General features: G+C 57.1%; 11 protein-coding genes and 2 tRNA genes. All 13 read left to right on the forward strand.

Features of this window, described 5'->3' with window-relative positions:
• Positions 1-4 precede the first annotated feature (4 nt).
• Positions 5-868 carry a 4-(cytidine 5'-diphospho)-2-C-methyl-D-erythritol kinase gene (ispE, locus tag QPL95_RS13000; RefSeq protein ID WP_303291417.1) on the forward strand — a complete coding sequence of 288 codons (864 nt, stop codon included), beginning with the start codon at positions 5-7 and terminating at the stop codon, positions 866-868.
• Between the two features lie 19 nt (positions 869-887).
• Positions 888-962: transfer RNA gene (locus QPL95_RS13005), tRNA-Gln, on the forward strand.
• A gap of 52 nt (positions 963-1,014) precedes the next feature.
• A complete protein-coding gene (locus QPL95_RS13010) occupies positions 1,015-1,965 on the forward strand; it encodes a ribose-phosphate diphosphokinase (protein ID WP_303291418.1) in 951 nt (316 codons plus the stop codon).
• Between the two features lie 190 nt (positions 1,966-2,155).
• Positions 2,156-2,794 (forward strand): 50S ribosomal protein L25/general stress protein Ctc, encoded by a 639-nt coding sequence (locus QPL95_RS13015; protein ID WP_303291419.1) that lies wholly within the window; start codon positions 2,156-2,158, stop codon positions 2,792-2,794.
• Positions 2,795-2,827: 33 nt separating this feature from the next.
• On the forward strand, positions 2,828-3,418 hold the full coding sequence (pth, locus tag QPL95_RS13020; RefSeq protein ID WP_303291420.1) for an aminoacyl-tRNA hydrolase: 591 nt from the start codon (positions 2,828-2,830) through the stop codon (positions 3,416-3,418).
• A gap of 82 nt (positions 3,419-3,500) precedes the next feature.
• On the forward strand, positions 3,501-4,592 hold the full coding sequence (gene ychF, locus QPL95_RS13025; RefSeq protein WP_303291421.1) for a redox-regulated ATPase YchF: 1,092 nt from the start codon (positions 3,501-3,503) through the stop codon (positions 4,590-4,592).
• A gap of 77 nt (positions 4,593-4,669) precedes the next feature.
• On the forward strand, positions 4,670-6,031 hold the full coding sequence (locus tag QPL95_RS13030) for a hypothetical protein (RefSeq protein ID WP_303291422.1): 1,362 nt from the start codon (positions 4,670-4,672) through the stop codon (positions 6,029-6,031).
• Positions 6,032-6,119: 88 nt separating this feature from the next.
• Positions 6,120-6,196, forward strand: a tRNA-Met gene (locus QPL95_RS13035).
• A 110-nt stretch (positions 6,197-6,306) separates the two neighbouring features.
• Positions 6,307-6,750, forward strand: a complete 444-nt coding sequence (locus tag QPL95_RS13040; protein ID WP_022987823.1) for a PACE efflux transporter — start codon at positions 6,307-6,309, stop codon at positions 6,748-6,750.
• A gap of 25 nt (positions 6,751-6,775) precedes the next feature.
• Entirely contained in the window at positions 6,776-7,987 is a 1,212-nt protein-coding gene (locus QPL95_RS13045) for a serine hydrolase (RefSeq protein ID WP_303291423.1), read from the forward strand.
• A 117-nt stretch (positions 7,988-8,104) separates the two neighbouring features.
• Positions 8,105-9,382, forward strand: coding sequence for an O-acetylhomoserine aminocarboxypropyltransferase/cysteine synthase family protein (locus tag QPL95_RS13050; protein WP_303291424.1), 1,278 nt, complete (start codon positions 8,105-8,107; stop codon positions 9,380-9,382).
• Between the two features lie 131 nt (positions 9,383-9,513).
• Positions 9,514-10,557 (forward strand): lipoyl synthase, encoded by a 1,044-nt coding sequence (gene lipA, locus QPL95_RS13055; protein ID WP_303291425.1) that lies wholly within the window; start codon positions 9,514-9,516, stop codon positions 10,555-10,557.
• Between the two features lie 88 nt (positions 10,558-10,645).
• Positions 10,646-13,123: an RND family transporter gene (locus tag QPL95_RS13060; RefSeq protein WP_303291426.1), complete on the forward strand. Its 2,478-nt coding sequence runs from the start codon at positions 10,646-10,648 to the stop codon at positions 13,121-13,123.
• The last annotated feature ends 21 nt before the right edge of the window (positions 13,124-13,144 follow it).

The following is a 13,144-nucleotide window of genomic DNA, read 5'->3' on the forward strand; positions in this document are numbered from 1 at the left end:
GCAGATGTCAAACAGCATTACCCTGCCCTCGCCGGCAAAACTGAACCTGTTCCTCCACATCACCGGCAGGCGCCCGGACGGCTACCACGAGCTCCAGACACTGTTCCAGTTTCTGGATTACAGCGATGAGCTGACGTTCACACTGACACCCGGGCAGCGGGGAATACACCTTGCAGATTCCATCCCCGGCGTACCGGATGACGACAACCTGATCATTCGCGCCGCAAGAGCCTTGGCCGACCTAAGCAGCAAAGACCTTCCCGGTGTCACCATCCACCTGAAAAAACGGATTCCCATGGGCGGGGGCCTGGGTGGCGGAAGCTCCAACGCTGCCACCACCCTGGTCGGGCTGAACCACCTCTGGCAGCTTGGCTTATCGGAAGACGAGCTGGCCAGTACAGGATTAGCCCTCGGGGCTGACGTACCGGTATTCGTCCGCGGCCACGCGGCCATTGGCGAAGGCGTTGGCGAGATACTTACCGCCGCAAACCCTCCTGAAGACTGGTTTCTGGTGCTCAAGCCGGATTGCGAAATCAATACCGGTAAGATTTTTTCAGAACAAGGGTTGACAAGAGACACCCCAAAAATGAAAATACGCCCCGCTTTTGAGGGAGACGCCTCGAGGTACCGAAACGACTGTGAGGATGTAGTTTGCGAACTGTATCCCGAGGTTAAAAAAAGCCTGAGATGGCTTTCACAATTCGGACCTGCAAGATTAACCGGAACCGGGGCTTGCATTTTTGGACGTTTCCCGACAGAATCCGCAGCCCGGATTATCTGGGAAAGCAAACCCTCCGGCATCACGGGGTTCGTAGCTAAAGGGGTGAACATTTCACCGCTTCACACAAAGCTAGTAGAGCTGAAATGATGCCAAAAGAGCACGATATTGGGGTGTCGCCAAGTGGTAAGGCAACGGGTTTTGATCCCGTCATGCGCAGGTTCGAATCCTGCCACCCCAGCCACCTTTCTCCTGCTTCTTCTGAATCAAACGCTGATACCGCGAAGGATTCCATCGTGTCCAAATTGATGATTTTCGCTGGCAATGCCAACCCTGACCTTGCCAAAGCTATTGCCCAGAAACTTCATATTCCCATGGGTCAGGCCACTGTTGGCCGGTTCAGCGACGGTGAAACCACTGTCGAGATCGATGAGAATGTCCGGGGCCATGATGTGTTCATCATCCAGCCCACATGCTACCCCACCAACGATAACCTGATGGAACTGATCGTGATGGCCGACGCACTTCGCCGTGCTTCCGCAACACGTATCACCGCCGTTATCCCTTACTATGGATACGCCCGTCAGGATCGCCGCGTTCGCTCAACGCGGGTAGCCATCAGCGCCAAGGTTGTAGCCGACATGATCTCCAGCATCGGCGTGGACCGTGTGCTCACCCTCGACCTGCACGCCGATCAGATTCAAGGCTTCTTCGACATCCCAGTAGACAACATCTACGCCACGCCGGTGATGCTTGAAGACATTGTAAAGCAGCGCTTCGAGAACTTTGTTGTGGTTTCTCCGGACGTTGGCGGCGTTGTTCGTGCCCGCGCCGTCGCCAAGAGGCTCGACGACGCCGACCTGGCCATCATCGACAAGCGTCGCCCGAAAGCCAACGTATCGCAGGTTATGCACATCATCGGTGATGTGAAAGACAAGACCTGCATCCTGGTTGACGACATCATCGATACCGCCGGCACATTGTGCAAAGCCGCCAAAGCGTTGAAAGAGCACGGCGCAGCGCGGGTTGTGGCCTACATCACCCACCCGGTGCTGTCCGGCCCGGCCATCGACAACATCAACGCGTCCGAACTGGACGAACTGATCGTCTGCGATACCATTCCGCTGGGTGACAAAGCGAAGAATTGTGATAGAATCCGCGTCCTCAGCATGGCTGGACTGCTCGCGGAATCCATTCGTCGCGTTAGCAATGAAGAATCCATCAGCGCCATGTTCGAGAACGTCTGACCCGGAAGCGTCCGGAAATAGACAGACAGATCAGCAGGTTAAAAACGCTGTAATCGTATCTGAGTCGGGAGCCCAACAAGGCTCCCGACTCTTTTAGTCAGCCGAAGAAAACATTCTGAGGCTATTCAAAAATATCATCTGTTCAAACGCCTGGTCGCGGGCAGTTCAGATGACGATTGAGGTACATATCATGTCCCAGGAATTTGTTATTGAAGCATTTCCTCGTGACGATCAGGGGAGAGGTGCGAGCCGCCGCCTGCGTCGTGAGGAACGGAAAATCCCGGCCATCATCTATGGCGGAAACAAAGAAGCCGTGTCCATCTCCATCTGGCACAACGAGCTGAAAAAAGCTCTTGAGAACGAGGCTTTCTTCTCTCACATTCTGACCATCGACCTGGATGGCAAGAAAGAAAGCGTGATCATGAAAGATCTGCAGCGTCACCCTTACAAGCCGCTGCTGACCCACGCTGACTTCCTGCGCGTTGACAAGGACCACGAAATCCACGTTAACGTTCCGCTGCACTTCATCAATGAAGATACAGCCCCGGCCATCAAGCTTCAGGGCGGCGTTGCCAACCACCAGATCAACGAAGTTGAAGTGATCTGTCTGCCGCAGAACCTGCCCGAGTTCATCGAAGTGGATATGACCGCTGTTGAAATGGATCAAGTCGTTCACCTGAGCGATCTGCAACTGCCGAAAGGTGTTCGTGTTGCCGCTCTGCTTCAAGGCGAAGATCACAACCTGCCTGTTGTGGCTATCCACAAGCCACGCGGTGCCAAGGCAGATGATGCCGAAGGCGCTGAAGGCGAAGAAGGCGGCGAGGAGTAATCACTCCCGCCCCGATGGAGAGGGATCTGGCGAATGGCACAGGATATTGTCATGGTGGTTGGCCTGGGTAACCCCGGTGCCGACTACGAGAATACCCGCCACAACGCCGGCGCCCTCTTCGTCGAAGCTCTGGCCCGCACTGCGGGCCAGACGCTCCGCCCCGAAAAGAAGTACCACGGGCTCTACGCCAGAATTCAATGGCAGGGTCTCGACCTGCATTTGCTGAACCCCAGCACGTTTATGAATCGCAGCGGCCTCGCCATCAAGGCCTTGGCGGACTTCTTCAAAATCTCTCCTGAACAAATCCTGGTTGCCCACGACGAGCTCGACATTCCACCTGGCACCGCCAAGCTCAAAAAAGGCGGGGGACACGGCGGCCACAACGGCCTGCGTGACACAATTGCCCATCTGGGCACCAACGAGTTTCAGCGCCTGCGCATCGGTATCGGCCACCCCGGCGACAGCCGAAAGGTAACGGGATATGTGCTGGGCCGGCTCGGCAAACAGGAAACCGAAGAACTCAATGCCGTCATTGATGAAATTATGCGGGTACTGCCTGACGCCGCCAGTGGCAAGCTTGCCGCCGCGATGAATCGCCTGCACAGCTTCAAACCCACGGCCTGAGCACGACACAACCCCTTACTCGCACCTGTACCGATACACCGGTATAATCCGCCCAAATTTTTTGTTCCAGCAGAGGCATTCCATGGGATTTAACTGCGGCATCGTCGGCCTTCCCAACGTCGGCAAATCTACCCTGTTCAACGCACTGACCAAGGCCGGTATCGGCGCGGAAAACTTCCCGTTTTGCACCATCGAGCCTAACGCCGGCGTTGTTGCCATGCCCGATCCGCGGCTGACCAAACTGTCAGAGATCGTAAAGCCCCAACGGGTTGTGCCCACCACCATGGAATTCGTCGACATTGCCGGCCTGGTAGCGGGCGCTTCCAAAGGTGAAGGCCTGGGTAACCAGTTCCTGGCCAACATTCGCCAGACCGACGCCATCGCCCATGTCGTGCGCTGCTTCGAGGACGGCAATGTCATTCACGTCGCCAACAAGATCGATCCGGCTTCAGACATTGAAGTGATCAATACCGAGCTGGCTCTGGCCGACCTGGACACCGTGGAAAAAGCCATCAAACGCGTACAGCGCATCGCCAAGGGTGGCGACAAAGAAGCCAAGGCTCAACTGGACATGTTCGAGAAGTTGCTGCCGGTGCTGAACGAGGGCAAGCCGGTCCGAAGCATGGGCCTGGACAAAGACCAAATGGCTCTGATTCGCGAGCTGTGCCTGCTAACCGTCAAGCCCACCATGTACATCGCCAACGTCAACGAAGAGGGCTTCGAGAACAACCCGCACCTCGATACCGTGCGCAAAATCGCGGAAGCCGAGAACGCCGTAGTGGTGCCTATCTGCAACAAGCTCGAAGCGGAAATTTCCGAGCTGGAAGACGAAGAAAAGTCCATGTTCCTGGACGAGATGGGCATGGACGAGCCTGGCCTGGACCGCGTGATCCGTGCCGGCTACAAGCTCCTGGACCTGCAGACCTACTTCACCGCTGGTGTAAAGGAAGTCCGCGCCTGGACCGTGAGGGTCGGCGCCACAGCTCCACAGGCAGCCGCAGTTATTCACACCGACTTTGAACGCGGCTTTATCCGCGCCGAAATCGTCAGCTACGACGACTTTGTTCAGTACAACGGTGAAGCCGGTGCCAAAGATGCCGGCAAATGGCGCCTCGAAGGCAAGGAATACATCGTTCAGGATGGCGACGTTATCCACTTCCGCTTTAACGTCTAAAAGAAGACCGCCACGCCTCGCCAGAAACGATTTTACTGGCGAGCGGAAAACGTCAACGTACTTGTCAGGGACGACAAATGCACCTTGCGATCGTGATCGTCAAGCTATACATTTTTTTTCTAAGCCTGTTCAAACTTGTCCAATGGCTATTCCTGCGAAAACGATGGACGGGCAGCAAACGATCCCAATGTTCCGCTGCCCGTTCTTTTCGTGAATGCGGCACTCCCTTCCAGCAGCTGTCGACCGCTGAAACCGAGGTCATATCCACGCTGATACAACTGGAAGCCATGGATAGCATCGGCCGAAAACACCCTTTTAACCCCAAAGAACTGTCACCGGATGTCTACCGAATCGTTAACCCCGCGATCGAAAAAAAACCATGGCTCCAGAGCAACACTGACATCACTGTACAAAACACGCTGAATGGCTTTGAGGCCCTGATACCCTCTCCTGGCCGCCGATACCTGCAGCGGAACGAAATCTCCGAAATTCATTTCGTCTTTTACGGCGATATTGCCGTTGCGATAAGGGCTCCCGGCCACTTTGATATTTTCGAGCAACAGAAAGCGAAGCCATTATTTGCTCGTCATCTTTCCATTACCAAAACCCAGATATCATCGACATATACATCATCCGGCGCACTTGAAAGCCCGAAGGTTCAACCTTCCAACAGCGACCGCCTGATTAGACACATGGATAACACACGCGCCATCATGTTTAAGGATTCCTGCCTGGCCAATGGCTATATGCTCATCATCGGAACGGCCGGCGTGTTATCGCTAATCATTGCATTGATCTACATCGGCGTCGTATCGGATGTTGGGCCCGCATACCTTGCAGAAGCCTCCCCCGGCTTAACACTTGCGATTGCGATATCGCTAATATGGCCGCTACTTGTTGCCGGATTTATCGCTGTCGACCACATCCAGTTCAACAGACAACCCGTTATAGTTTTCAATCGTGAGCAGAGGCTCGTTTATCTCAGCCCCTCGACCGGTGAAAAGACTATCGTGATTCCATGGCATAAGCTGAATATCTCCATCCGCCACTTAGATCTAAGGGGAGTTGGCCTGGAATATCCTGTCAATTTTGCCCAACTGAAATTCACTTCAACAACGCCTGATTCTAGCGTCGTCCTGGGAACACAATCGTTGGCGGCAGGCATCGGGATATGGCAAACACTTCATTCGTATATGCTCAAGGAGCTTCACTGTATTCGCGGATTGGACAAGGGTATGGCCGAATATCGACCAGAAGACCCACCAAGAGATGATGTTTATCTGTTTACCCGACGATTCAGACAAAAACTCGACGAAAAGGATTTCTTTGCTTTGATTGGCTGGCTAATCCTGGCGGCTCTCACCTTGGGGCCACTTCCCTATATTTTGGCCTCGGTGTGCTCCAGGTGCAGGGCCCGCCAGGCAATACGGCGAATCTGAACGCCATTTTTTTCGCGAACAGACTTGACACTGCAAGCCCAAATACCGAAAATACGCGCCTCGTTTGGGGCATGCCCTGAAGCGAAATGGCAAGGTAGCTCAGTTGGTTAGAGCACAGCACTCATAATGCTGGGGTCGGCGGTTCGACTCCGCCCCTTGCTACCAGTATTCTGAAAGCCCGGTTCGAAAGAACCGGGCTTTTTCAGTTCTGGGGACGACCCCACCCTTCCCGGGAACAGGACGCGGGACGGCCCGCCTACGCTACTCCCAACACCATGCGAACCACAAAAGACCGAATCCGCCAGGCCATTTCCTTTGAAGTGATCGGCCTGCTCATATCAACTCCCCTCGCCGCCTTTGTCTTTGGCCTGGATCTTGGGGAAACCGGTGTACTTGCCGCCATCGGTGCTACCATGGCCACCCTGTGGAACTATATCTTCAACCTGATGTTTGATCACGGCCTGAAGCGGTTCACCGGCACTACCCGGAAAACCCTCAAGCTGCGCTTCCTGCATGCCATCAGTTTCGAGTTCGGGCTAATGCTGGCATTCCTGCCAGTGATCGCTTGGTGGCTTGATATCGGCTTGCTGGAGGCGCTGATCGTAGATATCGCCTTTGTGGTGTTTTACCTGGTTTACGCCTTTGTGTTTACCTGGTGCTACGATACCGTGTTTCCCGATAACGATGCCGGCCCGGCATCTGCCAACCAGATCCGTTAAACCGAACAAAAGGCTGCCCGCTGCCATGCAGGAATCAATCACCTCCGGCGTTTCCCTGGATCGCCTGAAGCGTATTACCCGCCACTTCGACGAGAACTACATTCAACCCGGCAAGATCCCGGGGGCGGTCACGCTGGTGGCCCGGCATAGCAAGGTTCTCTGGTGTGAAGCCCAGGGCCTGAGAGATGTCGAACGCAACCTGCCCATGGAACGGGATACCGTGTTCCGCATCTACTCCATGACCAAGCCCATCACCTCCATCGCCATGATGCAGCTGTATGAGCAAGGCAAATTCCTGCTGAACGACCCGGTACACAAGTACATTCCATCCTGGCGAAACCTTCAGGTGTACAAGGGTGGCCGCTACCCGGATTTCGAAACCGAACCGGCAACCACCACCATGACCATCCGGGACCTGATGACTCACACCTCCGGGCTGACCTACGGTTTCACCGAGCGAACAGAAGTCGATGCTGCCTATCGCCAGCTGAAACTGGATGGCAGTTCGATCCTGACCCTGGACAAGCTGGTGGATCGCCTTGCAGAACTGCCACTGGAGTTCTCACCGGGCACCGCGTGGAACTATTCCGTATCCACCGATGTACTGGGTTACCTGGTTGAGCTGTTATCCGGCAAGCCACTGGATGCGTATTTCCGTGAGCACATTTTCGAGCCACTGGGCATGACCGACACCGGCTTTCAGGTGCGGCCGGACCAGCAGGAGCGTTTCGCCGCCTGCTATCTGTACCAACCCGGAGACACCATGAAGCTGCAGGACGATCCGGAGCGCTCCCGTTATCTAAAGCAGCCCAAGTTCCTGTCCGGCGGCGGTGGGCTGGTCTCCACCATTGATGACTATTTCCGCTTCGCCCAGGCCCTCTGCCAGGGTGGAGCGTATCAGGGCCAACGCATCATCGGGCGCAAAACCCTGGAATTCATGCGCCTGAACCACCTGCCTGGCGGCAAGGACCTGCCGGGGCTTTCTATTGGCGGCTTCAGCGAAACACCCTATGCCGGCAGCGGGTTCGGGCTGGGCTTTTCGGTGAAAACCGATGTTGCCAGTTCCGCCACCATCGGCTCCGAAGGCGAATTCGGCTGGGGCGGGCTGGCCAGCACCAGCTTCTTTGTGGATCCTGTGGAAGACATGGTGGTGATCTTCATGACCCAGCTGATGCCATCTTCCTCCTACCCCATCCGCCAGGACCTCCGGGCACTGGTGTACGGAGCCCTGAACTGATACCGCCATCTGCTTTATAAGGCTATAACTGCTGGTACCGTGCCGAACCGCAATAGCCTGTGGCATACTCGGTTTCTCAAACCAATAATGAACAATCCACCCGCAAGGAATGTTGTGATGAAACCAGCAACTCTCGCGCTGCACGCCGGCTTCAAGAGCGACCCGACCACCAAGGCCGCTACCACTCCTATTTACCAGACCACGTCCTACACCTTTGATGACACCCAGCACGGTGCCGATCTGTTTGATCTGAAAGTTCAGGGCAACATTTACACCCGCATCATGAACCCGACCAACAATGTACTGGAAGAGCGCATGACCGCGCTGGAAGGTGGCGTTGGCGCACTGGCAGTAGCATCCGGCATGGCCGCAATTACCTACGCCCTGCAGACCATCTGCAAGGTCGGTAACAACATTGTCAGCACCGGCCAGCTTTATGGCGGCACCTACAACCTGTTTGCCCACTCCCTGCCTAACCAGGGCATCGAGTGCAAGATGGTGCGCCACGATGATTTCGAGGCAGTCGAGAACGCCATCGACGACCAGACCCGCGCCCTGTTCTGCGAATCTATCGGCAACCCGGCGGGCAACGTGGTGGATATCCAGAAGTGGGCGGAGATTGCCCACAAGCACGGCATTCCGCTGATTGTCGATAACACCGTAGCGACGCCCTTCCTGTGCCGTCCGTTCGAGCATGGCGCGGACATCGTGGTGCACTCCCTGACCAAGTACATCGGCGGTCATGGCACCACGGTTGCCGGTATCGTTGTCGACTCCGGCAAGTTCGACTGGAAAGCCAGCGCCGACAAATTCCCGATGATGAACCAGCCAGACCCTTCCTACCACGGCGTGGTTTACACCGAAGCCCTGGGCGCAGCTGCCTTTATCGGCCGCTGCCGCGTCGTGCCGCTGCGTAACACCGGCTCTGCCCTGTCGCCGTTTAACTCGTTCCTGATCATGCAGGGGCTGGAAACCCTGGCTCTTCGGATGGAGCGTCACTGCGCTAACGCAGAAAGAGTCGCCCAGTTCCTGCAGGATCACCCGGCGGTTGAGTGGGTAAACTACGCCGCTCTGGCCAACAGCCCCTATAAGGCAACCTGTGAGAAGATCTGTGGCGGCAAGGCCTCGGGTATTCTGAGCTTCGGCATCAAAGGTGGCCGCGAGGCCGGCGCCAAGTTCATCGATGCCCTGGATCTGATCCTGCGCCTGGTGAACATTGGCGATGCCAAGTCCCTGGCTTGCCACCCGGCCACCACAACCCACCGCCAGCTCAACGCAGACGAGCTGAAGAGTGCCGGTGTGAGCGAAGACCTGGTGCGGTTGTCTATCGGTATTGAAGACGCCGACGACATCATCGCCGACATCACCCAGGCCCTGGACAAATCCCAGGCCTGATATTGATCAACCGGGTACGACCAATGTCGTGCCCGGTTACCCCGTGATTCCCCCTACCCGCCTTGTAACTGCCCTGCTGCGGGATTACTCTTTAAGGTTCTCCATACGTTGACCCGAGAGTTTCCGGCCCCATGAGCGACAGCGCAAAGTCCCGCATTACCAGTGGTTCCAAATTCCGTAACGAACACGGCTTTTCCGCCATCAAGGACGGCGTAAAACGTTCCTCTTCAAACACGGAAGACAAGCCCCTGGAGCGCAAGCCGAAATGGCTGCGGGCGCGTATGCCCGGTGGCGAGCGCTATGACGCCGTGCGCCGCAACGTCTCGGAACACCGCCTGAGCACCGTGTGCCAGGAATCCCACTGCCCCAACATCGGTGAATGCTGGACCAACGGCACGGCCACCATCATGGTGATGGGTTCTGTGTGCACCCGGGCCTGCAAATTCTGCGCAGTGGATACCGGCAACCCGAAAGGCTGGCTGGACCCGGAAGAGCCGGAGAACACCGCCAAGTCTGTTGAGCTGATGGGCCTGCGTTACATCGTACTGACCTCGGTCGACCGGGATGACCTGGACGATGGCGGCGCGGCTCACTACGCGGCCTGCGTATCTGCCATCAAACAGCGCACCCCGGAAGTGGCCGTTGAAGCCCTGACTCCGGACTTTGATGCGGTGATGAGCGATGTGGAAAAGGTGGTGGATTCCGGCCTGGACGTATTCGCCCAGAACGTGGAAACCGTCAAACGCCTGACCAGCCGTGTGCGCGACCCCCGCGCCGGTTACGAGAAAACCCTGAGCGTCCTGGCCCACGCCAAGAAACACCGGCCAGACGTGCTCACCAAGACCAGCCTGATGGTCGGCCTGGGTGAAACCGAAGAAGAAGTCCTGGAAACCATGGATGACCTGCGCGCCATCGGCGTAGACATCCTCACCATCGGCCAGTACCTGCGCCCCACCCCGAACCACCTGCCGGTGGAACGCTATGTGACTCCGGAAGAGTTCAACCGCTACCGTGAAATCGGCCTGGAAAAGGGTTTTATGGAAGTGCCATCCGGCCCCATGGTGCGCTCCAGCTATCGCGCTGACCGGGTGTTCGACAAGAACAACCTGGGGCTGGCCGTGCCGGAAGTGCCCGCCTCCAACGCCATGCAGATCCCGGTGAAAGCCGTCGACTGATCCGTTCACAGATTCCCGGGCCGGAGGTCACAGCCGGCCCGGGTTTGTGGCACACTCTGCACTCGTTTTTTCAGCAGAGTAGTAAGCCATGAATCGCCTCGGCGCCCTGTACGACCGTTTTATCCTCCCCCACCCCTGGATTGTGCTGATCCTGTTCGGCGCCATCCTGGCCCTGGCAGCCTTGCGCTTTGATCAGTTCCGGCTGGATGCCTCCGCCGAATCCCTGGTCCTGGAAAACGACCGTTCCCTGGAAGAGTACCGGCAGGTAAACCGGATATTCACAACCTCTGACGACTTCCTGGTGGTGACCTATTCCCCCCGGGAAGACCTGTTCAGTGAAACCGGCCTGCAACGGCTGGCAGCCCTGAGAGACGAACTCCAGGCCCTGGAGGCGGTCGGCTCTACCAACAGCATTCTTAACGTACCCCTGCTGCACAGCCCGGACCTGACCCTCGATACCGTCGACAGTGAAATCAAAACCCTGGACGACCACGATGTGGCGCCCCAAACCGCCCGCCAGGCCCTGCTCGACAACCCCATGTACCCGAACCTGCTGCTCAGCGAAGACGCCGGTACCACCGCCATTCAGGTGAACCTGCCGACACCGGAGCGCTATTTTGAGCTGCTGAACCGCCGCAACGAACTGCGAGACAAAGCCAGCAGCGGCAATGCCAGTGCCGAAGACCAGCAGCAACTGGAACAGGTCGGCCGGCAGTTCATCGACTACACCGAACAGCTGGGTGCCGAGCGGGATGCCACCATTGGGCAGGTGCGCAGCATTCTGGACAACTACCGGGAACACGCCAGCATCCACCTGGGTGGCGTACCGATGATTGTCGCCGACATGATTCGCTTTATCGAAAGCGATCTGTCCACCTTTGGCCTGGGCGTACTGGCCTTCCTGTTACTGACCCTCGCGATTATTTTCCGCCAGTGGCGATGGGTACTGGTGCCACTGTTGTGCTGTGGCTTTACCGTGTGGCTGATGATCGGTTTTCTGGGTTGGGCCCAGTGGCCGGTGACCGTGATTTCCTCTAACTTTATTTCCCTGCTGCTGATCATGACCCTGTCGCTCACCATCCACCTGATTGTGCGCTACCGGGAATTCCAGCACGACGAACCAGGTGCCGCGCCCCGGGATGTCCTGCGCCGCACCATCATGGCCATGGTCAAACCCTGTTTTTACATGGCGGTGACCACCATCGTGGCCTTCGGCTCACTCACCTTCAGCGGCATACGCCCGGTGATCGACTTCGGCTGGATGATGACCCTCGGCCTTACCGTGGCGTTCCTGATCACCTTCCTGGTCTTCCCCGCCCTGCTCAGCCTGCTGCCACCACCGCTGGATAACCGCGTAACGTCAAACAAGGTGCCCTTCACCGATGCCTTTGCCCGCTTTACCGAGCATTTCGGCGGCACCGTCCTGGTCGGCTCGGCAATCATCGCTGTGCTGTGTGTGATTGGCCTGAACCGGCTGACGGTGGAAAACAGCTTTATCGATTACTTCAAATCCTCTACCGAGATTCACCAGGGCATGATCACCATCGACGACCGGCTGGGCGGCACGACCCCTCTGGATGTGGTGATTACCGATGAACCGGCACCCGAGAACCCGGGCGACGATCCCTTTGCCAGCGACTGCGATCCGTTCCTGGACGATTGCGGCGACGAGGAATACCGGGACACCTGGTACACCTACCAGAAAATGCGGGACCTGGGCGCGGTACACGACTACCTGCACAGCCTGCCGGAAACCGGCAAGGTGCTGTCGATCAGCACAACGCTGGACCTGCTGGCACAGGTAAACGGCGGTGAACCGTTGGATGCCCTGCAGCTGGCCTTTGTACCGGCTGCCGTGCCAGAGGACTTACAGGACATCCTGCTCACCCCCTATATTTCCGAAGAGCACGACCAGGCCCGGTTCAGCATCCGCATACTGGAAACCTTACCGGAACTGCGCCGGCAGGAGCTGCTGGACAGAATCCGCAGCCACCTGAGCACCGAACTGGGTTACGACAAAGACCGTATCCTGCTCTCGGGCATGACGGTGATGTACAACAACATGCTGCAAAGCCTGTTCGATTCGCAGATCAAAACCATCGGGGTCGTGTTTGGCGCCATCCTGGCCATGTTCCTGCTGTTGTTCCGCTCGGTAAAGCTGGCCCTGATCGGCATGGCACCCAACCTGATTGCCGCCGGCTCGGTTCTGGGCCTGATGGGTTGGCTCGGCATTCCGCTGGATATGATGACCATTACCGTGGCCGCCATTACCGTTGGCATCGCCGTGGATGACACCATTCATTACATCCACCGGTTCAAAACCGAGTTCGCCAAAGACGGTGACTACCTGGCCACCATGCACCGCTGCCATCGCAGCATCGGCCAGGCCATGTTCTTTACCTCGCTGACCATCATCTCCGGGTTCTCGATCCTGGTGCTGTCGAACTTTATTCCCACGATCTACTTCGGCCTGTTCACCGGCTTCGCCATGTTCATGGCCCTGCTCGGCGCCCTGACCCTGCTGCCCCGGCTGATTGTCCTGTTCAAGCCTTTCCCTGCCCCATAATAAAAACCCCGCCGGAGCATG

Origin of the sequence: Marinobacter sp. SS5-14b, assembly GCF_030541005.1 — a bacterium.
Lineage (GTDB): Bacteria > Pseudomonadota > Gammaproteobacteria > Pseudomonadales > Oleiphilaceae > Marinobacter.

Coding starts and splice junctions, on each gene's coding strand:
- ispE (WP_303291417.1), top strand. CDS start 5: ATGTCAAACAGCATTACCCTGCCCTCGCCGGCAAAACTGAACCTGTTC.
- QPL95_RS13015 (WP_303291419.1), top strand. CDS start 2,156: ATGTCCCAGGAATTTGTTATTGAAGCATTTCCTCGTGACGATCAGGGG.
- pth (WP_303291420.1), top strand. CDS start 2,828: ATGGCACAGGATATTGTCATGGTGGTTGGCCTGGGTAACCCCGGTGCC.
- ychF (WP_303291421.1), top strand. CDS start 3,501: ATGGGATTTAACTGCGGCATCGTCGGCCTTCCCAACGTCGGCAAATCT.
- QPL95_RS13030 (WP_303291422.1), top strand. CDS start 4,670: ATGCACCTTGCGATCGTGATCGTCAAGCTATACATTTTTTTTCTAAGC.
- QPL95_RS13040 (WP_022987823.1), top strand. CDS start 6,307: ATGCGAACCACAAAAGACCGAATCCGCCAGGCCATTTCCTTTGAAGTG.
- QPL95_RS13045 (WP_303291423.1), top strand. CDS start 6,776: ATGCAGGAATCAATCACCTCCGGCGTTTCCCTGGATCGCCTGAAGCGT.
- QPL95_RS13050 (WP_303291424.1), top strand. CDS start 8,105: ATGAAACCAGCAACTCTCGCGCTGCACGCCGGCTTCAAGAGCGACCCG.
- lipA (WP_303291425.1), top strand. CDS start 9,514: ATGAGCGACAGCGCAAAGTCCCGCATTACCAGTGGTTCCAAATTCCGT.
- QPL95_RS13060 (WP_303291426.1), top strand. CDS start 10,646: ATGAATCGCCTCGGCGCCCTGTACGACCGTTTTATCCTCCCCCACCCC.